This is a genomic window from Rhizobium sp. NLR10b (assembly GCF_019685435.1).
In the GTDB taxonomy this organism is placed as follows: domain Bacteria; phylum Pseudomonadota; class Alphaproteobacteria; order Rhizobiales; family Rhizobiaceae; genus Rhizobium.
Genome location: NZ_JABDWV010000005.1, coordinates 148,387 through 170,994, shown reverse-complemented (window position 1 = coordinate 170,994; position 22,608 = coordinate 148,387). Strand labels below are relative to the sequence as shown.

The following is a 22,608-nucleotide window of genomic DNA, read 5'->3' as shown; positions in this document are numbered from 1 at the left end:
TGCCAGATAAACCCCATTAGAGAAATAAAATTACGCACCGACGCGTCATTCTTTTTATTGATTGCGTAATTCAATTTTCGTGATGCATCAGGGGCGATAGCCTTGATCCCGTGAAGCTTTGGCGTAAGGTCCGCTTCGAAACCTCCCAACTCTCCGTCCACTCCCCCACGGTCTTAGCCATGTTCTTTGCTTCCGATAATTGGGCCGGCGCCCACCGTTCCATTGCCGAACGCCTGCTTGCGGAATCGGCCGGCTTTGCTCCGGCCTATGGCGCCGGTGATCTCGACAAAAAGGTCGAGGCCCGCTTCTGCGAGATCTTCGAGCGTGAGGTTTCCGTTTTCTTCGTCGCCACCGGCACGGCCGCCAACTCCCTGGCGCTGGCGAGCGTCCAGCGCCCCGGCGGGATTACCTTCTGCCATTCGGAAGCCCATGTGATCGAAGATGAATGCGGCGCGCCGGAATTCTTCTCCGGCTCCGCCCGCCTCATGGCCGTCGACGGCGAAGCCGGCAAGATCGATCCGGCAAAGCTTTCGGCAAAAATCGCGCACTTTCCCGAGGATGCCCTCCGTCATGGCCGCGCCAGCGCTGTGACCATCACCCAGTCGACCGAGATCGGCACCGTCTATTCACTGCCGGAGATCGGCGAGATCGCCGCCATCTCGAGGAAGCGCAACCTGCCGCTCCACATGGATGGCGCCCGCTTCGCCAACGCGCTGATCGCACTCGATGCCACCCCTGCGGAGATGACCTGGAAGCGCGGCGTCGACATGCTGTCCTTCGGCGGCACCAAGAACGGCTGTTGGTGCGCGGAGGCGATCGTCTTCTTCAATCCGGATCAGGCAAAGGAAATGCCCTTCATCCGCAAGCGCGCTGCCCAGCACTTCTCCAAGTCGCGCTTCATCGCAGCCCAGTTCGACGCCTATTTCGAAAATGTCCTCTGGCTCGATCTCGCCCGCCATTCGAACGCCATGGCCGACAGGCTGCGCGCCGGTATTGCCGCCAGCAGCGCCGGGCGCCTCGCCTGGCGGACCGCGACCAACGAGGTCTTTGCCGTCATCAGCAAGAGTGCTGCAAGAACAGCAGAGGAAAAAGGCGCGAAATTTTATGAATGGCCGGCGCCTGCGGCAGCACCCGAACTCGTTTCTGAAAGCGAGAGCTTGATCCGCCTCGTCACCAGCTTCGCAACCACGGAAGCAGACGTGGATGGCTTCCTGAGGTGCCTGGCCGCCTGATCGACGACCGGACGAGCCTGCCTGCCGGTCAGGTTTCCCCGTGACGGCTGTGGGTCATGCGGACCTCAGCCCCCTGACCTTTTGGAGAATATCGTCGGACAGTGCCGAGACCAGCGCCTGATCCGCACCCTTGCGCGGCACCAATACGAATTCCACATCCTCGAGCACCGGCAATTTTCCCGCAGCAACTTCTTTCAGCCCGGACGGAGCCATACTGCGCGGCTGCACCAGCATGCCCATTCCGGCTCGCGCCGCTGCCATCAGCCCGCTCAGGCTGCCGCAAGTGCAGACGATCCGCCACGGCACGCCATTGCGCCCAAGTGCTTCCAGGGCGATCGCCCGTGTCACGCTCGGCGGTGGGAAAGCGATCAGCGGTAATGGACCGGAGGCGAGCACTCGTTCAGGATCGCGCGCCAGCCAGACGAGCGGCTCGCGATAAACCAGTTTTCCGCGCGCATCGCCAAGCCGGCGCTTGGCGAGCACCAGATCGATTTCGCCATTATCCTGCATCTCATAAAGCACGCCTGAAAGCGCCACCGTCAGTTCCAGGTCGACGGACGGGTGCGAGCGAACGAAATCCTCCAGCACTGCTGGCAGCTGGCTGGTGACGAAATCCTCCGACACGCCGAGCCGGAGGCTGCCGCGCAGGCTGTTGCTCTTGAACAGCGCCTGCACTTGCCCCTCGATCGAAAGCATGGCGCGCGCATGCGAAAGCAGCGCCTCGCCGTCACCGGTGAGCATCACCTTGTGGGTGTCGCGCGCGAGCAGCTTGCGTCCGAGCGCCGCCTCCAGCCGCTGGATATGCTGGCTGACCGTCGATTGCCCGAGGCCCAGCCTTTCCGCAGCAAGCGTGAAACTGCCCATCTGTTCGACGGTAACGAAACTGCGCAACTGCGCGAGGTCCAGCATAATCCAGCATCTCGATAACTGTTATTGCTTGCATCCTGGATCATAATGGACGACAGAACAACGGTTACTTTATTGCTGCGAGACCGTCATGCGCCGCTTTCTGCCAGATACGTTCACGATCCTGCTCGTCTGCACCGTCATTCTCGCCTCCCTGTTTCCGGCGAGCGGCAGTTTTGCGGATTATTTCGGCGTCGCCACCGATATGGCCATCGCGGCGCTGTTTTTCCTGCACGGCGCGCGCCTTTCCCGTGACGTCGTCATTGCTGGTCTGCTGCACTGGCGGCTGCATCTCGTCATCCTGCTGACGACGTTCGGCATCTTCCCGCTGCTCGGGCTCGGACTCGGCTTCATCCCCGACGCGATCCTGCCACGGCCGCTTTACCTCGGCATCCTCTTCCTTTGCGTGCTGCCGTCGACGGTGCAGTCGTCGATCGCCTTCACCTCGATGGCGGGCGGCAATGTGCCCGCCGCGATCTGCTCGGCCTCGGCCTCGAACATTTTCGGCATGTTCCTGACGCCGCTGCTGGTCGGCCTGCTCTTTTCCGTCGGCGGCCATGGCGGCTTCTCCTTCGACGCGCTTCGGCAGATCCTGCTGCAGCTGCTTGCGCCTTTCATCGTTGGCCAGATCCTGCAGCCCTGGATCGGCGATTGGATTCGCGCCAAGAAGAAGATTCTCATGCCGGTCGACCGCGGCTCGATCCTGATGGTGGTCTATCTCGCCTTCTCGACGGCGATCGTCGAAGGACTGTGGCACACTTTCTCGATTGCCGACATCGCCGTTGTCGTCGTCGCCGACGTCGTGCTTCTGGCGTTTGTTCTTGTCTTGACGATGTTCGGCAGCCGCTGGCTGGGATTCGACAAGGCTGACGAGATCACCATCACCTTCTGCGGCTCGAAAAAGAGCTTGGCAAGCGGCGTTCCGATGGCAAACGTCATCTTCGCCGGCCAATCGATTGGGGCGATCGTGCTTCCGCTGATGCTCTTCCACCAGATTCAGCTGATGGTCTGCGCCGTCATCGCCCAGAAATATGCCGCAGCAGCAGCCCGGCGCGTAACGGAACAGCAAATGAAGGACGCCGCCAGCCCGGCCTGAACGCCAATAAGATGTTCGGCAATAAAAAAACGGCGCCCCGATCGGAGCGCCGTCCATTGTCCCTGAAGGACAGCTGTTAACCGTTGACGACCTGCGCCTCGATCGCCTTCGGAGCCTCGACCGGCTCGGCGGCAATCGTGATCTTGCGGGGCTTCATGGCCTCGGGAATGTTGCGCAGAAGATCGATGTGAAGCAGGCCATTCTTCAGCGAAGCGGCTGACACCTCGACGTGATCGGCAAGCTGGAAGCGGCGCTCGAAGGCGCGCTTGGCAATGCCGCGATAGAGGAATTCGCCGCCTTCAGCGGTTTCCTCGTTCTTTTCACCCTTCACGGACAGCACATGGGCATGAGCTTCGATCGAAAGCTCGGTCTCGTCGAAGCCGGCGACCGCCATGGTGATGCGATAGGTGTTTTCACCGGTGCGCTCGATATTATAGGGCGGATAGGTCTGCGCCTGCTCCGGCTGAGCAAGGCTGTCGAGCATGGTGAAGAGGCGGTCGAAACCGACCGTCGAACGATAGAGGGGAGAGAAGTCTACGTGACGCATGATGTCCTCCTAGGGAAGCGACGTGTTGCGATAAGGTGCCCTGAAACCCCATCTTGGCGGTCTCGGGACGGTTGCGCGGGCCCCTTTGGCACCCGCAGGATGGAGATGGTGACGCGATTCGAGGAGTTCAAGACCTTTTCGAGGCCCCCTCGGCCGGCCGTGAACCGCGCGTGAACGGCCGGTTCGGAAGGCGTTCAGACATGCCTGCCTAGAAATGACGATGTCGGGTGACACTGGCCCCGATGACTGAAGTGCATCGTCCCTTCTTCTTCAGTCTAAACTTGGGCCGGCCGCGAGCGCCCTCACGCTCCCGCCGGCCCTTTTTCCCCCGCTTTCCAAGCTGGGCGCCATGCGCTATCCCTGATAGGGAAGCATTCAGCAGCGGCGCATAGGTAAGTGATGGATCAGGTTCTCTATTCGACGCCCGACAATCCTGCCCCGGAAAACCGCACCGAAGGGTTCTTCGAAACCCATGACGGTCACCGGCTGCGTTACGCCGTTTTCCGTTCTGGCGCCCAGGTCGCCAAGGGCACGGTCGTCATCATCCATGGCCGCAACGAATATATCGAAAAATATTTCGAGACGATCCGCGACCTGACAGGCAAAGGCCTCTGGGTCGCGACCTTCGACCTACGTGGCCAGGGCGGTTCGTCGCGGCTCCTGAAGCGCCGCAATCACGGCCATATCCGCCGCTTTTCCGATTACGAGCGCGATCTCGACACCTTCCTCGAAAAGATAGTGCTGCCGGATACCCGCCTGCCGTTCTACCTGCTCGGCCATTCCACCGGCGGACTGATCGCGCTGTCGGCCGCCCCCTATCTCACCACCCGCATCGACCGCATGGTGCTATCGGCTCCCTTCATCGGCCTGACCGGCCAGTCGGCCTCGCCCCGCGTCATCCGCACCCTCGCCGGCGCGCTGACGGCCGCCGGCCTCGGCTTCATGCCGCTGACCTCGAAGCTGAAGGAGTCGGAATTCCGCGACAATCCGTTGACCTCAGACGAAACCCGCTTCGAGCGCAATATTGCGATGATGAAGGCCCATCCGGAACTGACGCTCGGGCCGCCGACGGCCCGCTGGCTGACCGAAGCCTTCCGGACCATGGACCGGGTCACCTCGCCCAACCATCTCTTCTCGATTACCATCCCGACCATCGTCATCGCCCCGACACGTGATGGCGTCGTGCCCTACACGGCACAGGAGCGGCTCTCGCGTTATTTCCGCGCCGGCCAGCTGGTGCCGATCAACGGCGCCCGCCATGAGATCTTCCAGGAACGGGATATTTATCGCGCCGCGGCGCTGGCGGCCTTCCACGCCTTCATCCCCGGCAGCGATGCCGAGGAAAATCATGATGTCGCCGCCCTCGGCACGTGAGCCGGATCAACCGAGCCGCCAGTGGAATCGGCCTTGCCGGCCTGGGGCATCGGCTTTGCCGAGCCCGGGTTCAGCGCTGCAGGATGGCGATTGCCTGCTCGTAGACCGCGCGGCTGCCGGCGGCGATGATCGAGCCGCCGTTTTCCGGCCGTTCGCCGTCCCAGGTGGTGATGATGCCGCCCGCCCCCTCGATGACGGGAATGATGCCGCCGACGTCATAGGGCTTCAGCCCGTTTTCGATGACGAGATCGATATGGCCGGCGGCAAGCAGCGCATAGGCATAACAGTCGCATCCATAGCGGAAGAGCCGCACCTGCCCCTCGATCTCCCGATACTTCTCAATCTCCCCGCCGGCGAAGAGATGTGGCGAGGTCGTGAACAGAATGGCGCTCGAAAGCGCCTCGCACTGGCGGGTCACCAGCCGCCGCTCACCCTCCGGCCCGGTATAGATCGAGCCGTTCTCGTCGGCGAAATAACGTTCTCCGGTAAAGGGCTGCTCGATCATGCCCATGATGGCCCGGCCTTCCTTCTGCAGGCCGATCAGCGTTCCCCAGACCGGCACGCCCGATATGAAGGCGCGCGTGCCGTCGATCGGATCGATCACCCAGACATAGTCTCGGTCGAGCCCGACATCGCCGTGCTCCTCGCCGAGAATGCCGTGGTCGGGGAAATTCTCCTCGATCAGCGCCCGGATGGCGAACTCGGCCGCCCGATCGCCTTCCGTCACCGGATCGAAGCCGGAAGAAAGTTTATTCGTGACATCAAGGCCGGAGCGGAAGCGCGGCAGCGTCTCGGCGCGGGCGACCTCCGCCAGACGATTGAAGAATGAACGGTCAGGAAGCATTGTGACACCGTTTGGCTGGCGGGAATGCGCTTTCATAGCGAAAACGAGCGGGAATGCAAACGAAGCGGGCAACGTCAGGCGAATTGCCCAAAGATATCGCAGCGCAATATATTGCTTGACATTTGTGCAATGCAATAGTACCGTCGTCGTTACAGTCTTCTGACTGTAAATACCCTCCTTGGGTGTTTCCTCCCTAGACTTAGCCGCGCTGACAAGCGCGGTTTTTTTTGACCTGGGGAGGCAGGTCGAGAATCAGGAAAGCAGTTTACTCGGCGGCCAGCGCTCGATCGCCGGCGAATTTTTCGACATAATCCGCCATCTGCCGCATGAAGGCCGCGACGGCGTCGGCCACCGCGGCGAAATCCTCGCGCTTCTCCAGCGTCACCTCGTCGACATAGATCGCCCGGTTCACTTCGATCTGCAGCGCGTGCAGACCGCGCGAGGGGCGGCCGTAATGCTCGGTGATGAAGCCGCCGGCATAAGGCTTGTTACGGATCGCCGCGAACCCCATTTCCTCGAGGATGGCGATGGCGGCGCGTGAAAGTTCGGCCGAAGCGCTGGTGCCGTACCGGTCGCCGACGATGAAATCGGGCCGCGTGGTGCAGCCCGCGACCCGCACATTGCCGGGCATCGAGTGGCAGTCGATCAGAACGCCGAAGCCGAACTGCACATGGGTGCGGGCGATCAGCCGGCGCAGCGCCGCGTGGTAGGGTTTGTAGACTGCCTCGACCCGATCGAGCCCCTCCTGCACCGGCAGCCGCCGTGCGTAGATCTCCATGTTCTCGGCAACGATGCGCGGAATGGTCCCGAGTCCGCCGGCAACCCTCAGGGAATTGATGTTGGCATAGGGCGGCAGCAGCCCGTCGAACATCCTGGGATCGAGCTCGTAGGGCTCACGATTGACGTCGAGATAGGCCCGCGGAAAATTGGCGGCGAGCAGTGGCGCGCCCAGTTCGACGGCCGAGCCGAACAGCTCGTCGACATAGTGGTCCTCCGAACGGCGGATCGCTATGCCTTCCAGCCTCGATTGGGCGATGAATTCCGGTGGATAAATTCGGCCGCTATGGGGGGAGTTGTAGACGAAAGGAATGGTCTGCGACACGGGCTCATGGACCTCAAAAAGCTCGTATTCGCGGATTTCCGGCACTTTCGGCCCTCTTTACCATGTCATGAACTGACTGCTTTGTTCATGTTGCCAGTTGCCCGCCCTCAAGTCCATACTATGTGGAAGGGATGACCATCACGCACAGGCAATTCACCGGTTGTTTACCGGGCAAAGACTAGTGTAGACGGCTGGCAGCCCACCCAAAACCTATTGATTAGCGGTCTGGATTGATGACTCAGAAGATACTTCTCGCCGAAGACGACAACGACATGCGCCGTTTCCTGGTGAAAGCGCTCGAAAAGGCCGGCTACAAGGTCCTTTCTTACGACAATGGCGCCAGCGCCTATGACCGGCTGCGCGAGGAGCCATTTTCCCTGCTGCTGACTGATATCGTCATGCCCGAAATGGATGGCATCGAGCTGGCGCGCCGGGCCACCGAACTCGATCCCGATCTGAAGGTGATGTTCATCACCGGTTTTGCCGCCGTGGCGCTGAACCCCGATTCGAAGGCGCCGAAGGATGCCAAGGTCCTTTCCAAGCCTTTCCACCTGCGCGACCTCGTCGACGAGGTCAATAAAATGCTTGCCGCGTAAGGCTTGTCGGGCGGCGCGTCACAAAACTGAAAAAAGCCTATTGACGGCTCCGAAGGTTTTGTGATCTATGCGCCGCCATCGGATGGGCGTGTAGCTCAGCGGGAGAGCACTACGTTGACATCGTAGGGGTCACAGGTTCAATCCCTGTCACGCCCACCATCCGATCTCCCTGACATCATTGATAGATCTCCGACTCGGGGATTTTATTTATCAAGACCGGCGTACGCCCGAATCCGACCTTTGGCGCAGGGGGCGTATGACGCAAAGGACGCGGACAGGTAAAGCGATACCCATAATTCTGGGCTTCGCCCTGGCTGGTGTTGGCCTCTTCGGTTTCGGTTACATGCAGTTTCATGTCGTTGAACCGATCAGCATCAAGTTTTGGCTGATTCCGATCACGATATTCGCGGCTGGGGTAGCGATCCTCTGGGACGACTTCAAAAGTCCTTAAAGCACGTCGCATCAAAGCTGGTTCATGCGATGTGCTTTAGCGAGCGAGGCGATTTCTGTCTCCGCTTGAGGATGTCGCAGTCATTGAGATCCGTCCCTTGCTCCGATTGATCGGTGTCCAGGCAATCCGGTCGCCTGGCCTTGCGCCGACTCGCGTAGATTGCAGTTATGGCCGCCAGCCGCCCTCATATGAGGAGGCGCTCATTCGAGCATCAATTGCATACCATTGCTGAGTGCTCAGCCCCTCGTTGCTCGGAATTCAGAAGTATGATTTTTGTGACAAGCAGATGACGAGTTTGTGACAAAATGCGTGTTATTTCAGCAACATAGCCGGTGCAGCCTGCTGTCATGATCGACAATGACGTTGCGGTCCAACATCCCTTATGTAACTTCCGCGGCGAGGCAGACACCGAGCTAAAAAGGTGCCGCTTCGATCACACGGGGTGAAGACACGTAGGGACTGCCGATGGCAACGGTCTTCATCCTCTCGCATCTGAACTGGAGGTTATTCCATGAACATCAAGAGCCTTCTTCTCGGCTCCGCTGCTGCTCTCGCAGCAGTATCCGGTGCTCAGGCCGCTGACGCTATCGTCGCCGCCGAACCGGAACCGGTTGAATATGTTCGCGTCTGCGACGCTTACGGCACCGGCTACTTCTACATCCCCGGCACCGAGACCTGCCTGAAGATCAACGGCTACGTCCGTTTCCAGGTTGACGTTGCTCCGAACGCCAGCTCGATCGGCGCCGGCGGCGGCGGTTCCGTCGCCAACGACTCGGACTGGGACGCCCGCACCCGCGGCCAGGTTCAGTTCACCGCCAAGAGCGACACCGAATATGGTCCGCTGACCGGTGTTATCGTCATGCAGTTCAATGCTGACAATGCTTCAGCCCAGAAGGCCCAGCTCGACTCCGCTTACATCGACATCGCAGGCTTCCGTGCTGGTCTGTTCTACTCCTGGTGGGACGACGGCCTCTCCGGCGAAACCGACGATATCGGTTCTCCGGTAACGCTGCATAACTCGCTGCGTTATCAATACGAAACCGACGCCTTCTATGCTGGCATCAGCGTCGACGAGCTGGAAGACAGCCCGTTCTACAACGGCGAAACCGCCAACAACGTCGGCGTTGCCGTCGGTCTCGGCGGCAAGGCCGGTATCTTCAGCTACCAGATCACTGCCGGTTACGACACTGACAACGAAGAAGGCGCCGTCCGCGCCATGGGTACGGTTGCCGTCGGCCCCGGCACGCTAGGCCTCGCAGTCGTCTACGCATCCAACCCGAACGCCTACTACAACAAGGCTGAATGGGCGATCGCTGCCGAATACGCCATCAAGGCGACTGACAAGCTGAAGATCACTCCGGCCGTTCAGTACTACGACAACTACGGCATCACTGCCGGCGAGTTTAACGACGACGTCAGCGCCTGGAAGGCTGGCGTAACGATCGACTATCAGATCGTCGACAACTTCTCCGCAAAGGTCTCGGTTCAGTACCTCGATCCGGACAATGCCGACGACGTAACCTCGGGCTACTTCCGCCTGCAGCGCGCGTTCTGATCAAGGCTGCCGGCCAGACCGGCAGCTATAAATTCCTGATCTGACTGACCTCCGATCGGGAAAGAATGGGCCTGGACTTCCCTGCCTAGGCCCATTCCGCCTTGACCAGAAGTGCGTCCAGACGGCAGGCGCTCGACGAGCACGGCCATTAGAGCGTCGTGCGTCCTATCGGACGCAGGAACCTTGCCGATGTCCGGAAGATCATGCCGTTGCCGGACCTTTTAACCGGCAAGCCAAACCGACGTTCCGCCCTTCCGCGGGCTGGCCCGGCGAACGGCAGAATCTTTATGCTACATGGAACCAAATTTCGGACACAGAGCCGTGCCATGGCCAATCGAAGGTGAAGCGGTGATTCGCCTCGCCAGGACATGGGATTTGAGATTGAAATGAAGTTATCCGCGCTTGCAGCCGCCGGCTTTGTTGCCGCCGTCCTTGCCTTGCCAGCCTCTGCCGCGCCGGCCTCCCCGCCGGAGACATTTCCCGGCGCTCCCGGCGTCATTACGCTTTCCGGCAAATGCGCCAGACTGGTCGTCGCCAAATTCGACGCCACCAAGGGCTGCAAAAACGAGCTTGCCAGCGTCACGCTGGCCAACGGTTCGGTGACCTTCATCTTCACTTCAGACGGAAAAGCGCTCGGCTTCCAGGGCGATGGCAGCGGCATCAAGCCAGCCTCCAACGGCAATGCTCGCCTGCCGTTGAGCCTGGTAACGACGGGCGTCGGCAACAAGATGACCGGCCAGGTCAAGGTCGCCGGCTTCTGCACCTTCGGCAATCCCTACGCCGGCAAGCCGATTGCGATCGAATGCACCGCCGAAAGCAAGGACTCCTCCTTCACCGGCAGCTTCCGCACCGGCGGCCAGCTGGTGAAAAAGGGAAAATAGCTCCCGTCAGGCGGCGCACCACGCGCCGCCGGCCGCCCCTGGCTTGCGCGCCAGCCCTTCCTTGATCAGCTGCGCGCCAAAAGAGCGCCCGTCGCGCGAGACGATCCGCTGCGCGCCTGAGGGCTCGGTCGTTCCAGCCGCGTCGATGGCGAAGGGGCCGGCGTTCAGAAGCGCCAGCAGGCGCAGCTTCGCGGCAAAGGCCACTCTGCGTTCGTCATCGCAGCGCGCCTGGTCGGCCACCGGGCTTGCCATATCGGCAATGACGATCTTTTCGCCCTTGTACCAGAAGACGCCGCCGTCGCCGACGCAATTGATGTGCGCGCCCTGCCCGCAATAGCCGAAGGCGCCCGTTGCCGTCTGCTGAGCCCCGGGAGAGGCCGGGGCCGGCACCGCCTTGACCGGCTGGATGGCCGGCGTCGGGATTGCAGCCGGCGGCAGCGGCTGCGCCTGCAGCGTCGGCGGCGCGGCTCTCGGCGTCGGTGCGACAAGCGCCACCTGCTTCGGCGGCACATCCTTCCTGGTGACAGGTCTCGGCTCCGCCATTTCCGCTGCGATCGGCGCCGAGTGCCGTTCAAGCATAGGCTGAAGGCTCTTCCAATTGTCGTGAGCGACGATGCCGCCGATCGCGGCAATGCCGATCACCGCCCAGGGCAGCAACCCGCCGCCGCGCGCTCTGCTCTTTCCTCTCGCCGGCGCCTTGCGGCGGCCGCGTGTCGCTGTCTTGGCCATCTGTCCGAATCCCGTGAGGCCGGGATTATCGCTGCCCAATCCTTTCCGAAAGGTTGGCGCGGGCCGTTATCTTTGACGTGGGCCGATACTCTGGACAGCAAAACGCCCGGCATCGCCGGGCGCCTATCTCCACAGGTTTGTCTTTCGCCTAGTCCGGACGTTGGGCCGAAGGCTCGTTTTTCCCCGCCGATGCAGCGCCGCTGCTGGGCGAAGCGATCGACTGTTTGCGTTTGCCGATCTCGATGCGCTTGTCGGCCCCCTCGCGGATGGCCTGCCATTCATTTTCGTGCCGGATCACAATATCCCGGGCCACAAAGTTCATTGCCATATGTTTCTCACCCTGTTTCAGATCGACCGTCAGCACGCCGAAGAAACCTTCGGAAGAGCCGTTATTTCTTCGTGTTCGTATGAGCTTTGATGTCAGGCCCCCCTTTGGAAAGGTCCGCGCCGGTCACATGCGCCGGCACGTGAATGTCGTGGATGACGCCGGGCGTCAGCGTCAGGTCGACATGATGCGGAGGCAGTACCTGTGCCTTCTGCATGCGATTTGGTCTCGCCCGCTTCATGCGGTCGGATGCCTCCGTGCGCTTGTCGGGAACATGGGTCGAAGTGTGCATCATCGGCATCCTTTCAGATCAACCAGGGTTTAACGAGCGGAGGCCCCAATGGTTCCCGAAAATTTGCCGTTTTCTGTGGCGCGTTTGGCCTTGACTGGTTGGGGAAGTAGATTACCTAGGGCCTATCCCGCAGCCTTCCAGACATCGGCTACGGGGAACATTGGTGCCGGGCCCCTCTGGCGAGAGTTTTTACGGCGCTCTCGTGATGTCGGTACCGCCTGCAGCTCAGCCGGCGGATTTTTCATCGATGAAAAAGCTCACCATGCCTCGTCAGCATGCCCGTTGTGGTATGCCGCGTTTTTATAATACCTCCATCCCCTCCAAGCTTTGCGGCCGCGAGGTGCGGCCATGAACCAGTCCCAGACCAATAAATCCTCGCTCGGCTATTTCCGCTGGGCTTTCATCGTCACGGCCCTCGGGCTCATTCTCGGCGCCGTGCTCGGTTGGCAGACCACCGGCACGATCGGCGGCATGGCGACCGTCTTCTTCATCTGCACCGTGCTTGCGGTGCTGGAGATCTCGCTCTCCTTCGACAATGCCATCGTCAATGCCAACAAGCTGAAGGAGATGACGCCGGTCTGGCAGAAACGATTCCTCACCTGGGGCATCATCATTGCCGTCTTCGGCATGCGCATTGTCTTTCCGCTGGCGATCGTCGCCATCGCCGCACGCATCGGCCCCTGGGACGCTCTGGTGCTCGCCGCCCGCGAACCCGAGGAATATGCCCGCATCATGAACGATGCGCATCTGCCGATCGCAGCCTTCGGCGGCACCTTTCTGATGATGGTCGGCCTCAGCTATTTCTTCGACCAAGAGAAGACGATCCATTGGCTTCGCGGCCTGGAAAAGGTGATGGCGCGCTCGGCCACCATCAGGGGCATCGAAATCGCCTTCGTGCTGGCGCTGATGCTTGTATTCTCCTGGCTGATCGGCGGCGAGGACGCCAGCGTCTTCGTCCATTGCGCCATTTACGGCTTGCTCACCTTCCTCGCGGTCGAGGTCGTCGGCGAGTTACTCGATGCGTCGCAGCAGACGATGAGCGCAGCCGCCAAGGGCGGCCTCGGCGCCTTCGTCTATCTGGAGGTGCTGGATGCCAGCTTCTCCTTCGACGGCGTCATCGGCGCCTTCGCCTTGACGCAGAATCTCTTCGTCATCGCGATCGGCCTCGGCATCGGCGCCATGTATGTGCGCTCGATGACCATCATGCTGGTGGAGAAGGGAACGCTTGCAGAATACCGCTACCTCGAACATGGCGCCTTCTACGCCATCCTGATCCTCTCGGTGATCATGTATGCGCAGACCCTGGTGCACATTCCCGAGGTTATCACCGGCCTCGGCGGCGCGGTCTTGATCGGTCTGTCGCTCTGGTCGTCCATTCGCCACAACAGGCGCGAGAGGGCGGATGATCACGCCGACCGGCGGGAAGAACTGCACGCCTGACGTGGCAGGCGATGGAACGTCGCAACGCGCTTCAGCGTTGCGGCTATTGCTCCGACAAAAATAAAGCCCGCGACCATCCGGTTGCGGGCTATTTCATTCGTGCATGCCTTGAAGGGCTTAGCGGATGACCTGACCGAAGGAGGCCGGGTCGATGCCAAGCTCCTTGAGGTCGCGGGCGCGCGGACGACGGCCGGCCTCGACAGCGGCGCTGACGGCGTTGGCGGCGCTCAGCGCAGCGAATGCGCGGCCCAGGAAGCCGGCGTGGACTGAATTGCGGATGGTGGACATTATCCTGTTCCTCTTGCTCTATGATTGACCACTGATAGATGGCAGTGCGCGGGCGCGTGGACAACGCACGGAAAATCACCGCAGCCATGCAAAAAAGAAGAGGCCGGCACATGTCTCCATGGCCGGCCTCCAGGCAGGGGTAAGGTTGTCTTTTTCTTCTAGTCTTCGTTTGCCGCCAACTGCGACAGCACCTGGCCCCGACCGCGAATGCGCAGGATCAGCGGGATCAGGAAAGCAGCCGCCGCAACGATGAGCAGGCCTGCCGCGATCGGTGACATCACCAGTGTCGTCACGTCGCCCTGGCTGATCGCCAGCGCGCGGCGCAGCTGCTGCTCGGCCAGCGGCCCGAGGATCAGGCCGACGACGGCAGGCGCGATCGGATAGCCGAAGAGCCGCATCACATAGCCGAGCAGGCCGAAGGCGAGCAGCATGCCGAGTTCGAACACCGAAGGGTTGGCGCCGATCGTTCCGAGCGTCGCAAATAGCAGGATGCCGGCATAAAGCCACGGCTTCGGAATGGTCAGCAGCCGCACCCAGAGCCCGATCATCGGCAGGTTGAGGACGAGCAGCATCGCGTTGGCGATGAGCAGGCTGGCGATCAGACCCCAGACGAGCTGCGGATTGGTGGCAAACAGGAGCGGCCCCGGCTGCAGCCCGTATTGCTGGAAGCCGGCGAGCATGATCGCCGCTGTCGCCGTCGTCGGCAGGCCGAGGGTCAGGAGCGGCACCAGCGTGCCGGCGGCTGACGCATTGTTCGCCGCCTCTGGACCGGCCACGCCTTCGATCGCGCCATTGCCGAATTCTTCCGGGTTCTTGGCCAGCCGCTTTTCGGTCGAGTAGGACAGGAAGGTGCCGATTTCAGCGCCGCCCGCCGGCATCGCTCCGATCGGGAAACCGATCAGCGTGCCGCGCAGCCAGGGCTTCCAGGAGCGCGACCAGTCCTGTGCGTTCATCCAGAGCGAACCCTTGACCGCCTCTACTTGCTCCGCGGCCCGGTTGCCCTGCGCTGCGATATAGAGCGTCTCGCCGATCGCGAACATCGCCACTGCCAGCGTCGTCACTTCGACGCCGTCGAGCAGGTCGGGAATGCCGAAGGAAAGCCTGGCTTGACCCGTCTGCTGGTCGATGCCGACCATGGCAAGGGCGAAACCGATGAACAGCGCGGTCAGTCCTCGCAGCGCCGAATCCCCAAAGGCGGAGGAGACGGTGACGAAGGCGAGCACCATCAGCGCGAAATATTCACGCGGCCCGAAGACCAGCGCCAGCTTGACGATATAGGGCGCGATGAAGGCGAGCCCGAGCGTCGCGATGAGGCCGGCGACGAAGGAGCCGATCGCCGCCGTCGCCAGTGCCGGTCCGCCGCGCCCGGCCCGCGCCATCTTGTTGCCCTCGAGCGCGGTGACGATCGAGGCGCTTTCACCCGGCGTGTTGAGCAGGATCGACGTCGTCGAACCGCCATACATGCCGCCGTAATAGATGCCGGCGAACATGATCAGCGAGCCGCCCGGATCGAGCTTGTAGGTGGCCGGCAACAGCAGCGCCACGGTGAGCGCCGGGCCGATGCCGGGCAAGACGCCGACGGCAGTGCCGAGCGTCACGCCGACCAGCGCATAAACCAGGTTCATCGGCTGCATCGCAACCAGGATACCCTGCCATAGGAATTCGAATGTGCTCATCTTGGTGTCCCAGGCGGCGTTCCCGTCCGTGCCTTCGCAATCGGTCGCCGCGAAAAATCAAAAGAGCTGACAGCACGTCCCGCGCAGTCAGAAGAACAGATGTTCGAGCGGGCCGGCCGGCAGCGTCAGCTGTAGGAGCTGCGAGAAGATCGCCCAGACGACGAAGCTGAAAACGATGCCGATCGGCAGCGAGATCCAGAGCTTGTGTTTGCCGAAGCCGCGTGCCGTCAACGCAAACAGAATACCGGTCGCAATCGAGAAGCCGGCAATGCGCAGAAGCAGCATCTGGCAGACAAGACCGGCGACGATCCAGATCACGGGCGCCACTTCTTGCTTGTCTCGTTCCGGGAACTCGCCGCGCCAGGCTTCGGCGACTGTCCAGACGCCAAGACAGAAAAGCCCGAACGCCACTACCTCCGGAACCGTTGCCGGACCGATGCGGGCATACTGTGCGATCGCCTTCAGATGCGTTGCATCCCAGGCCATCACACCCGCGATGGCGAAGAGGAAAACGGCAATGATGAACGCCGCCCGATCAGGGCGGCGCTCGGTTGCCGAGGAGGTCTTATCCTCGCTCATTGAACAAGTCCGATCTCTTTGAGAATGCCCTCGGTGGCGGAGACGTCCTTTTCGAGCTGCGCCTTGAAGGCATCCCCGGACAGATAGGTGTCGGCCCAGCCCTTGGTCTTCAGCGTTTCCTGCCAGGTGGCAGAGCCGTGCAGCTTCTCGAAGTCGGCGGTGATCTTGGCGACCTCGTCGTCCGACAGGCCAGGGGCTGCGGCGACCATGCGCCAGTTCTGGATGCTGACGTCGGTACCGGCTTCCTTCAGCGTCGGGGCATCGACGCCGTCGATACGCTTGTCGCTGGAGACGGCGAGGAGACGGAGCATGCCTGCTTTCACCTGCGATTCGAACTCGCTGTAGCTCGAAATGCCCGCTGTGACCTGGTTGCCGAGAATGGCTGCGAGCGCTTCACCGCCGCCGGAGAAGGCGACATAGTTGATCTTCGTCGGGTCGACGCCGGAAGCCTTGGCGATCAGGCCTGCGGTGATGTGATCGGTGCCGCCGGCCGAGCCGCCGCCCCAGGAAACCGAACCCGGATCCTTCTTCAGCGCCGCGACCAGATCGGCCATCGTCTTGATATCGGACGAGGCAGGAACGACGACGGCTTCATATTCGCCGGTCAGACGGGCAATCGGCGTCACGTCCTTCAGCGTCACAGGCGACTTGTTGGTGAGGATGGCGCCGACCATGACGTAGCCGCCGACGATCAGCGAATTCGGATTGCCGGCGGCCTGGCTGCTGAACTGTGCAAGGCCGATGGTGCCGCCGGCGCCGGGAACGTTCTGGACCTGCACGTTGCCGGCGATCTTCTCCTGCTGCAGCGCAGCCTGCAGCGAACGGGCCGTCTGGTCCCAGCCGCCGCCGGGAGCGGCCGGCGCGATGATGGTGTAGTCGGCCGCATAGGCCGGCAGCGCGATGGCGGCTGCGAGAATGGTTGCGATGAACGTATGCTTCACGATGTGTCCTCCGTGGGCGGCTGAGCGAACCGCTTGTTATTCTCGAATGAATCGGGAGGGGGCCGGCCAATGGACGCAGTTGTCCTGAATGACGAGCGGAATGCCTCCCAAGGCTTCAATTCTCCGCCTCCACGGAGAAGAAGTAGCCAAAGCCACCACAACAACCTGTCATCTAGCTGACATCGGCAAGATATCCAGAAGGAGAAGCCGCTTTTTTGCCGTAATTGGGCTAGCAGCCCGCCGAGGTGTAGCAGGTATCGATGTCATGAACCGGCCGAAGGCTGGCCTTCTTCACTGCGCCCGCAGAACCTCGTTCCAGTGCGCGATCAGCCGCGCACGCTTTACCTGGTCGAGATAGACCATCAGCCCGGGACTGACCGGCACCGGCCGAAGTTGGGCGCCGAGCAGTTCCTGCAACGTATTGGCAGTGTTTTCCCCCGCCACCTCCGGGCTGACGGCCGGGATCTGCAGCTCGCGCGCCATGATCGTCTGGCCCACCTTCGACATGAAAAAGGCGAGATAGCGGCGCCCGAGTTCCGGCTCGGCCGCAGCCTGCGGCACCAGTCCGATGCGCGACATCACCACCGTGTAGTCCTTCGGCAGCACGATGCCGACATCGGGGTGCCGCGAAGCCCAGTCAGCGGCGTAGGAGCCGAGAATATTATAGCCGAGCACGAAACGCCCGTCGGCCACGCGTTCGAGAATCGCCGAGCTCGTTGAGTAAAGTTTGACGCCGGCCGCGCCCATCGCGCCGATCACCGACCAGATGTCGCCGAATTGCTCCTGGTCGCGCGCCATGAAGAGAAAGCCGACACCGGAGCGTTCGATATCGTAAGTGCTGATCCGGCCATAGACCACATTGCCCTTGCGCTTCAGATAGTCGACGAGTTCGGCCCGCGAGCTCGGCACCGGCTCGTGCGCGAAGCTCGGTTTGTGATAGACGAACACCGCCGGCTCGAAGGTCAGCGCATAGGCGGTATTGCGCCAATTCGCCCATTTCGGCCAGGCAGCACTCATCGGCAGATTGCTGACCTGCGCATAGCCGTCGTTGGAAAGCTTCACCTGCAAGTCCATCGCCGAGGAAAAGGCAAAATCCGCCGTTTTGCCGCCGGCATCCGTTTCCCTGACGATCCGGTCGTAGATTTCACCGGTCAGCATGTCCTCATATCTGACTGCGACATCAGGATTGGCCTCCTGGAACCCCCGGATTATCGGCTGTGCCAAGGGCTCGTCGAGCGAAGAATAGACCGTCAGCACCGGTGCGGCGGCATCGCCCGACTTCGCAGGATAGAAGGCTTGGTCGGCCAGGACGCAACCCGGCCAGAACGCCAGCAGCAAAATGAAAATACTCCTCATACCGCAACAATGCCCGAGCATGCCTGGAGGAGCAAGGGCGCCGGATTTGGACAGCGGCCGCGAGTGAATTGTCCCGACGGCAAGTATTGGTATGGCGCAGCAACAGCGTACTTACGAGCCTGGCAACACGTTTAACCATAAATGATTATGCTCTCAACTCGTCCTTCGCCCCTTTAGAGTATTGAAGAAGATTGGCGACGATATACCGTGCGCTGCCGCGTGAAAACGTCGAAGCCGTCCGAATTTTCTATTCGGGGGACGACTCTGCGCAACAAAAACTCTATAAAAAACTAGAATACTCCGGGTGATCCATGGGAGGGGTCATGGAACGACGACTGAGCGCTATTCTCGCTGCGGATGTCGTCGGCTACAGCCGACTGATGGGCATTGATGAGTCAGGCACCTTGCAGGCGCTGAACCGCCATCGCTGCGAGCTGGTTGACGTTCGTATTTCGGACTACAAGGGCCGGATCGTCAAACTCACCGGCGATGGCATTCTTGCCGAATTCCAGAGCGTGGTGAATGCCGTGGCCTGCGCCGCCGAAATACAGCGGAGCATGGCCGCCCGCAACGAGAACGTGCCGAAGGACGAGCGCGTTGAATTCCGCATCGGCATCAATCTCGGCGATGTCGTGGTCGAGAACGGCGACATTTTCGGCGACGGCGTCAATCTTGCCGCAAGGCTAGAGCGTATCGCAGCACCGGGCGGCATCGCCGTGTCGGCCTCCGTGCGCGACCAGATCGGCTCGCGCCTTAATCTCGGCTTCGAATTCATCGGCGAGCACATGCTGAAGAATATCAGGCAGCCCGTTCAGGTCTACACCGTCACCTTGGCGCCGCCCTCCTCCACCAGGCTGGTCGCTGAGAACCGCAATACCTGCTTCATTGCCGTGCTGCCCTTCACAAATATGAGCGGCGACGCCGATCAGGATTATTTTTCCGACGGCATCACCGAAGACATCATTACCGATCTCTCGAAGATCTCGAGCCTGCACGTCGTGCCGCGCAACACGATCTTTACCTACAAGGGCATATCGGTGAAGTTGAAGCGCCTCGCCCAGGAACTCGGTGTGCGCTATGTGCTCGAAGGAAGCGTGCGCATCTTCGACAAGCGCGTACGCATCTCCGGCCAGCTGATCGACACTGCCAATGGCGACCACCTCTGGGCCGAGCGTTACGACCGCGACCTCACCGACATCTTTGCCATCCAGGACGAGATCACACAGGCGATCGTCAGCCAGCTGAAGGTGCGCCTGCTGCCGGAGGAAAAGAAGGCGATCGCCAACGAACCGACGGCCAATGTCGAGGCCTACACCTATTACCTCAGGGGCCGCCAGCTCTCGCACAGCTGGACGAAATCCTACCTGCAACTCGCAAGACGCATGTTTTGCAAGGCGGTGGAACTCGATCCTGATTATGCCCGGGCTTATGCCGGCATCGCCGATTGCGACGCTGCGATCCGCGACTGGGCGCCCGACGATGTGCCGCTGAGGCACCTCCTCGACATGAGCGCCCGGGCTCTTCAGCTCGATCCCGATCTTCCCGAGGCCCATGCCTCGCATGGCTTGGCCCTGCATCAGAGCGGCCTCGATGATCGGGCGGCGGCCGCCTTCGAACGTGCCCTCACGCTCGACCCGAACCTCTTCGAGGCGAATTTTCATTACGCCCGTTTCTTCTTCATGCGCGGCAACTTTGCCGAATCCGTTCAATATTTCACCCGCGCCGCTGAAATCCGCCCTGACGACTACGTCTCGCCGATCCATCTGATGTCGGCCTACCGCTCGCTCCGCCGTCCGGTGGATACAGAAAACTGGGCACGACTCGGCCTGCTGCGCGCCGAACGTGCGCTCAATCTCAATCCCGAAAACTCCGGCCCGGCCCATCGCGGCGCGCTGGCGCTTGCCCATCTCGGCGATGCGACGCGGGCCCGCGACTGGGCCGCCCGTGCGATCGCCATCGATCCCGACGACATTGTCGCCCAGTATAATCTTGCCTGCGTCTATTCCGTCCTCGGCGATACCGACCAAGCAATCGACCTGCTCGAGAAGCTGCTGCCGCACAGCTCCGTCTATCACATCAAATGGTTCAACAATGATTCCGACCTCGACAACATCCGCGACGATCCGCGCTTCCGGAAATTGTTGGCGATCGCAATGACGGAACGTGAACGGATCGAGAGGACCGGGAGCTGAAATCTCGTCCCCGGCCATTCATCGAATTTTGAAAATCGCTATGACATCGCTCCGCCACCTTTGTAATCTCCTTTGAAAACAGAGGGAACATTCGTGCGCATCCTGCTCACAGAAGACAATATCGCGTTGGCCGACGGTCTGTCGGCGATCCTGCGCGGCACCGGCCATGCCGTCGATGTCGTCCACGACGGCGCATCCGCCAATGCGGTTATCGCGGCGGAAAATTTCGATCTGGTGATACTCGACCTCAACCTGCCCGAAATGGACGGGCTCGACGTGCTGCGCGCCATGCGCGCCCGGCAGAACCAGGCAGCCGTGCTGATCCTGACGGCGCGCGGCACGCCGGAAGAACGGGTGAAGGGTCTCGATCTCGGTGCCGACGATTATCTGATCAAACCCTTCGATATTGCCGAGTTCGAGGCCCGCGTACGCGTGCTGCTGCGCCGCCAGGCCGGGCTGCGTTCGGCGACCGTCGGTTTCGGCGGCATTTCTTTCGACCTTAATTCCCGCACCTTTTCATCAGGCGACACTCCTCTTGATATTCCCGCCCGCGAACTCGGCTTGCTCGAAATCCTCTTCATGCGGGCCGGCAAGGTCGTGGCCAAGGAGGCGATCATCCAGTCGCTGACGGCCTTCGACGACGACATTTCCGCAAACGCGATCGAGCAATATGTCAGCCGGCTGAGGAAACGCCTCTCGCCGCACGGCCTGACGGTCAAGACCGCCCGCGGCATCGGCTACTATCTCGACAAGCTGCCCGAGGCCTCATGAAAGCGGCCTATTCCCTCAGGCGGCGGCTGCTCTTCTGGCTGCTCATCTCGACCGCCGTCATCGGCACGCTGGCACTCGCCGATACCTATCGCGAGGCGGTCCAGACGTCGAATATCGTCTCCGACCGCGTGCTCGCCGGCTCTGCTCTCGCAATTGCCGAACGCGTCGTCGTCGCCGAAGACGGGACATTGCAGGTCGACATTCCCTATGTCGCCCTTGAAATGCTGACCTCGGCGGCGCAGGACCGGGTCTTCTACCGCGTTGACGGCCCTCCGGGTCAATTCATCACCGGCTATCAATCCCTGCCGGTCCTGAAGAAGACGCCCGGCAATGCCGCGGCCTTTGCCGACGACAGCTTCCGCGGCGAGCCGATCCGCATCGCCACCCTCGAGCGCTCGGCCTCGACGGGCATCCGCTCCGTGCCCTTCGTCGTGACCGTCGCCGAAACCACCATCGCCCGCCGGCAGTTGACGCAGGCGATTCTCGTACGTTCGGCGCTGCGTCTCGCCTTCATGATCCTGGGCGCGGCGGTCATCGTCTGGATATCGGTCACGGTGGCGCTCCGCCCGCTCTACAAGCTCGGCGACGCCATCGGCGAGCGCAGTCCTGACGATCTGCATCCGATCGAACAAACCGTGCCGAGCGAGGTCGAGCCGCTGGTCGATACGGTGAACTCTTTCATGGTCCGCCTGCAATCGGCCCTCGATGCGCTGCGCCATTTCACCGGCAATGCCAGCCATCAGCTGCGCACGCCCTTAGCGATCATCCGCACCCAGCTTGCCCTTTCCGCCCGCGCCGGCTCGCTTGATGAAGCCCAGGCGGCGGCGCTGAAGGGAGACCAGGCCGTGGCGCATGCCGAACGCATCCTCGCTCAGCTTCTCTTGATGGCGAAGATCGACGCCGCCACGGCCAAGGAGGCGCTGACCGCCTCCGCCATCGACCTTGCCGCAATCGCTCAGGAAATCACCGGCGAGCAGATCCCGGCGGCTGCCGTCGCCGGTATCGATCTCGGCTTCGAGGGCGAAAGCCCGGCCATGGTCCGCGCCGAGCCGCTGCTGATCGGCGAGATGCTGCGCAACCTCGCCGGCAACGCCATCGCCTATGCCGGCAAGGGGGCTGAGGTCACCGTCCGCATCATCACAGCCGCCGACACGGTTCGCCTCGAAGTCGAGGACAATGGTCCCGGTATTCCCAGCGAGAAGCTGGAGGCGGTTCGCCGGCGCTTTTCGCGCGGCAATGATTCCGGCGCGCCCGGCGCCGGCCTCGGCCTGCCGATCGTCGAAGAAATCGCCAATCTTTTCAACGCCGCCCTGACGCTGGAGCCGGGTGCGGGCGGCAAGGGCCTGAAGGCGGCGGTCACCTTCGCCAAGGCGGGGTAAAAGCCGCCGAGTCCTGGGCGCCCTTGCTTTCTTTCGCTGCATTGCACACACTGGTT

Annotated in this window: 23 protein-coding genes and 1 tRNA gene; 12 read left to right on the top strand and 12 right to left on the bottom strand. The window is 61.7% G+C overall.

Annotation, left to right across the window (positions count from 1 at the left end):
- Nucleotides 1-179 precede the first annotated feature (179 nt).
- A complete protein-coding gene (locus HJB91_RS09760) occupies nt 180-1,232 on the top strand; it encodes a low specificity L-threonine aldolase (RefSeq protein ID WP_221154542.1) in 1,053 nt (350 codons plus the stop codon).
- Nucleotides 1,233-1,286: 54 nt separating this feature from the next.
- Here HJB91_RS09760 and HJB91_RS09755 read toward each other — a convergent pair whose 3' ends face one another.
- The gene (locus tag HJB91_RS09755; RefSeq protein WP_221154541.1) at nt 1,287-2,141 is read right to left on the bottom strand and encodes a LysR family transcriptional regulator; all 855 of its coding nucleotides are present in this window, start codon (nt 2,139-2,141) and stop codon (nt 1,287-1,289) included.
- Between the two features lie 88 nt (nt 2,142-2,229).
- On the opposite strand from HJB91_RS09755, the gene HJB91_RS09750 reads away from it, so the two are divergent.
- Entirely contained in the window at nt 2,230-3,234 is a 1,005-nt protein-coding gene (locus HJB91_RS09750) for a bile acid:sodium symporter family protein (RefSeq protein WP_210629852.1), read from the top strand.
- Between the two features lie 76 nt (nt 3,235-3,310).
- On the opposite strand, the gene HJB91_RS09745 is transcribed toward HJB91_RS09750, so the two are convergent.
- Nucleotides 3,311-3,781 (bottom strand): Hsp20 family protein, encoded by a 471-nt coding sequence (locus tag HJB91_RS09745; protein WP_210629851.1) that lies wholly within the window; start codon nt 3,779-3,781, stop codon nt 3,311-3,313.
- A 399-nt stretch (nt 3,782-4,180) separates the two neighbouring features.
- Between HJB91_RS09745 and HJB91_RS09740 the strand changes: the two genes are divergently transcribed.
- Nucleotides 4,181-5,155, top strand: coding sequence for an alpha/beta fold hydrolase (locus HJB91_RS09740; protein WP_210629850.1), 975 nt, complete (start codon nt 4,181-4,183; stop codon nt 5,153-5,155).
- 70 nt (nt 5,156-5,225) lie between these two features.
- Here the strand turns inward: HJB91_RS09740 and hisN are convergent, their stop codons facing one another.
- Both hisN and HJB91_RS09730 read right to left on the bottom strand, forming a co-directional pair.
- Nucleotides 5,226-5,999, bottom strand: a complete 774-nt coding sequence (gene hisN, locus HJB91_RS09735; RefSeq protein WP_210629849.1) for a histidinol-phosphatase — start codon at nt 5,997-5,999, stop codon at nt 5,226-5,228.
- Between the two features lie 265 nt (nt 6,000-6,264).
- A complete protein-coding gene (locus tag HJB91_RS09730) occupies nt 6,265-7,146 on the bottom strand; it encodes an N-formylglutamate amidohydrolase (RefSeq protein ID WP_210629848.1) in 882 nt (293 codons plus the stop codon).
- Between the two features lie 188 nt (nt 7,147-7,334).
- On the opposite strand from HJB91_RS09730, the gene cpdR1 reads away from it, so the two are divergent.
- The 5 genes from cpdR1 (at nt 7,335) to HJB91_RS09705 (ending at nt 10,584) form a co-directional block, all read left to right on the top strand.
- The gene (gene cpdR1, locus HJB91_RS09725) at nt 7,335-7,697 is read left to right on the top strand and encodes a response regulator CpdR1 (RefSeq protein ID WP_003542883.1); all 363 of its coding nucleotides are present in this window, start codon (nt 7,335-7,337) and stop codon (nt 7,695-7,697) included.
- A gap of 84 nt (nt 7,698-7,781) precedes the next feature.
- Nucleotides 7,782-7,856, top strand: a tRNA-Val gene (locus HJB91_RS09720).
- 97 nt (nt 7,857-7,953) lie between these two features.
- A complete protein-coding gene (locus tag HJB91_RS31120; protein ID WP_311044437.1) occupies nt 7,954-8,148 on the top strand; it encodes a hypothetical protein in 195 nt (64 codons plus the stop codon).
- 511 nt (nt 8,149-8,659) lie between these two features.
- Nucleotides 8,660-9,703 (top strand): porin, encoded by a 1,044-nt coding sequence (locus HJB91_RS09710; RefSeq protein ID WP_221146402.1) that lies wholly within the window; start codon nt 8,660-8,662, stop codon nt 9,701-9,703.
- Between the two features lie 386 nt (nt 9,704-10,089).
- Nucleotides 10,090-10,584: a hypothetical protein gene (locus HJB91_RS09705; RefSeq protein WP_210629846.1), complete on the top strand. Its 495-nt coding sequence runs from the start codon at nt 10,090-10,092 to the stop codon at nt 10,582-10,584.
- Between the two features lie 6 nt (nt 10,585-10,590).
- Here HJB91_RS09705 and HJB91_RS09700 read toward each other — a convergent pair whose 3' ends face one another.
- From HJB91_RS09700 to HJB91_RS09690, 3 genes are all read right to left on the bottom strand, one after another.
- Entirely contained in the window at nt 10,591-11,313 is a 723-nt protein-coding gene (locus tag HJB91_RS09700; RefSeq protein ID WP_221146401.1) for a hypothetical protein, read from the bottom strand.
- 148 nt (nt 11,314-11,461) lie between these two features.
- Nucleotides 11,462-11,662 (bottom strand): hypothetical protein, encoded by a 201-nt coding sequence (locus tag HJB91_RS09695; RefSeq protein WP_405047661.1) that lies wholly within the window; start codon nt 11,660-11,662, stop codon nt 11,462-11,464.
- Nucleotides 11,663-11,702: 40 nt separating this feature from the next.
- A complete protein-coding gene (locus tag HJB91_RS09690; RefSeq protein WP_210629844.1) occupies nt 11,703-11,933 on the bottom strand; it encodes a hypothetical protein in 231 nt (76 codons plus the stop codon).
- Between the two features lie 345 nt (nt 11,934-12,278).
- On the opposite strand from HJB91_RS09690, the gene HJB91_RS09685 reads away from it, so the two are divergent.
- Nucleotides 12,279-13,370 carry a DUF475 domain-containing protein gene (locus HJB91_RS09685; protein ID WP_221154538.1) on the top strand — a complete coding sequence of 364 codons (1,092 nt, stop codon included), beginning with the start codon at nt 12,279-12,281 and terminating at the stop codon, nt 13,368-13,370.
- Nucleotides 13,371-13,487: 117 nt separating this feature from the next.
- Here HJB91_RS09685 and HJB91_RS09680 read toward each other — a convergent pair whose 3' ends face one another.
- From HJB91_RS09680 to HJB91_RS09660, 5 genes are all read right to left on the bottom strand, one after another.
- On the bottom strand, nt 13,488-13,658 hold the full coding sequence (locus tag HJB91_RS09680) for a hypothetical protein (protein ID WP_221154536.1): 171 nt from the start codon (nt 13,656-13,658) through the stop codon (nt 13,488-13,490).
- Nucleotides 13,659-13,816: 158 nt separating this feature from the next.
- The gene (locus HJB91_RS09675; protein WP_210629842.1) at nt 13,817-15,334 is read right to left on the bottom strand and encodes a tripartite tricarboxylate transporter permease; all 1,518 of its coding nucleotides are present in this window, start codon (nt 15,332-15,334) and stop codon (nt 13,817-13,819) included.
- An 87-nt stretch (nt 15,335-15,421) separates the two neighbouring features.
- On the bottom strand, nt 15,422-15,913 hold the full coding sequence (locus HJB91_RS09670) for a tripartite tricarboxylate transporter TctB family protein (protein WP_210629841.1): 492 nt from the start codon (nt 15,911-15,913) through the stop codon (nt 15,422-15,424).
- The gene (locus HJB91_RS09665) at nt 15,910-16,854 is read right to left on the bottom strand and encodes a tripartite tricarboxylate transporter substrate binding protein (protein WP_210629840.1); all 945 of its coding nucleotides are present in this window, start codon (nt 16,852-16,854) and stop codon (nt 15,910-15,912) included. The genes HJB91_RS09670 and HJB91_RS09665 overlap by 4 nt, the downstream gene beginning before the upstream one ends.
- A gap of 291 nt (nt 16,855-17,145) precedes the next feature.
- Nucleotides 17,146-18,192, bottom strand: a complete 1,047-nt coding sequence (locus tag HJB91_RS09660) for an ABC transporter substrate-binding protein (protein WP_221154535.1) — start codon at nt 18,190-18,192, stop codon at nt 17,146-17,148.
- Between the two features lie 341 nt (nt 18,193-18,533).
- Between HJB91_RS09660 and HJB91_RS09655 the strand changes: the two genes are divergently transcribed.
- The 3 genes from HJB91_RS09655 (at nt 18,534) to HJB91_RS09645 (ending at nt 22,552) form a co-directional block, all read left to right on the top strand.
- Nucleotides 18,534-20,402, top strand: a complete 1,869-nt coding sequence (locus HJB91_RS09655; RefSeq protein ID WP_221154533.1) for a TPR end-of-group domain-containing protein — start codon at nt 18,534-18,536, stop codon at nt 20,400-20,402.
- A gap of 93 nt (nt 20,403-20,495) precedes the next feature.
- Nucleotides 20,496-21,173 carry a response regulator transcription factor gene (locus HJB91_RS09650; protein WP_020922268.1) on the top strand — a complete coding sequence of 226 codons (678 nt, stop codon included), beginning with the start codon at nt 20,496-20,498 and terminating at the stop codon, nt 21,171-21,173.
- Nucleotides 21,170-22,552, top strand: coding sequence for a sensor histidine kinase (locus HJB91_RS09645; protein ID WP_221146400.1), 1,383 nt, complete (start codon nt 21,170-21,172; stop codon nt 22,550-22,552). The genes HJB91_RS09650 and HJB91_RS09645 overlap by 4 nt, the downstream gene beginning before the upstream one ends.
- Nucleotides 22,553-22,608: the final 56 nt, after the last annotated feature.

What these genes read in the sequence shown, in the direction of transcription:
- HJB91_RS09655 (WP_221154533.1), top strand. Translation starts at nt 18,534, where the DNA reads ATGGAACGACGACTGAGCGCTATTCTCGCTGCGGATGTCGTCGGCTAC.
- HJB91_RS31120 (WP_311044437.1), top strand. Translation starts at nt 7,954, where the DNA reads ATGACGCAAAGGACGCGGACAGGTAAAGCGATACCCATAATTCTGGGC.
- HJB91_RS09750 (WP_210629852.1), top strand. Translation starts at nt 2,230, where the DNA reads ATGCGCCGCTTTCTGCCAGATACGTTCACGATCCTGCTCGTCTGCACC.
- HJB91_RS09690 (WP_210629844.1), bottom strand. Translation starts at nt 11,933, where the DNA reads ATGATGCACACTTCGACCCATGTTCCCGACAAGCGCACGGAGGCATCC.
- HJB91_RS09705 (WP_210629846.1), top strand. Translation starts at nt 10,090, where the DNA reads ATGAAGTTATCCGCGCTTGCAGCCGCCGGCTTTGTTGCCGCCGTCCTT.
- HJB91_RS09745 (WP_210629851.1), bottom strand. Translation starts at nt 3,781, where the DNA reads ATGCGTCACGTAGACTTCTCTCCCCTCTATCGTTCGACGGTCGGTTTC.
- cpdR1 (WP_003542883.1), top strand. Translation starts at nt 7,335, where the DNA reads ATGACTCAGAAGATACTTCTCGCCGAAGACGACAACGACATGCGCCGT.
- hisN (WP_210629849.1), bottom strand. Translation starts at nt 5,999, where the DNA reads ATGCTTCCTGACCGTTCATTCTTCAATCGTCTGGCGGAGGTCGCCCGC.
- HJB91_RS09700 (WP_221146401.1), bottom strand. Translation starts at nt 11,313, where the DNA reads ATGGCCAAGACAGCGACACGCGGCCGCCGCAAGGCGCCGGCGAGAGGA.
- HJB91_RS09710 (WP_221146402.1), top strand. Translation starts at nt 8,660, where the DNA reads ATGAACATCAAGAGCCTTCTTCTCGGCTCCGCTGCTGCTCTCGCAGCA.
- HJB91_RS09740 (WP_210629850.1), top strand. Translation starts at nt 4,181, where the DNA reads ATGGATCAGGTTCTCTATTCGACGCCCGACAATCCTGCCCCGGAAAAC.
- HJB91_RS09675 (WP_210629842.1), bottom strand. Translation starts at nt 15,334, where the DNA reads ATGAGCACATTCGAATTCCTATGGCAGGGTATCCTGGTTGCGATGCAG.
- HJB91_RS09755 (WP_221154541.1), bottom strand. Translation starts at nt 2,141, where the DNA reads ATGCTGGACCTCGCGCAGTTGCGCAGTTTCGTTACCGTCGAACAGATG.
- HJB91_RS09685 (WP_221154538.1), top strand. Translation starts at nt 12,279, where the DNA reads ATGAACCAGTCCCAGACCAATAAATCCTCGCTCGGCTATTTCCGCTGG.
- HJB91_RS09670 (WP_210629841.1), bottom strand. Translation starts at nt 15,913, where the DNA reads ATGAGCGAGGATAAGACCTCCTCGGCAACCGAGCGCCGCCCTGATCGG.
- HJB91_RS09680 (WP_221154536.1), bottom strand. Translation starts at nt 13,658, where the DNA reads ATGTCCACCATCCGCAATTCAGTCCACGCCGGCTTCCTGGGCCGCGCA.
- HJB91_RS09645 (WP_221146400.1), top strand. Translation starts at nt 21,170, where the DNA reads ATGAAAGCGGCCTATTCCCTCAGGCGGCGGCTGCTCTTCTGGCTGCTC.
- HJB91_RS09760 (WP_221154542.1), top strand. Translation starts at nt 180, where the DNA reads ATGTTCTTTGCTTCCGATAATTGGGCCGGCGCCCACCGTTCCATTGCC.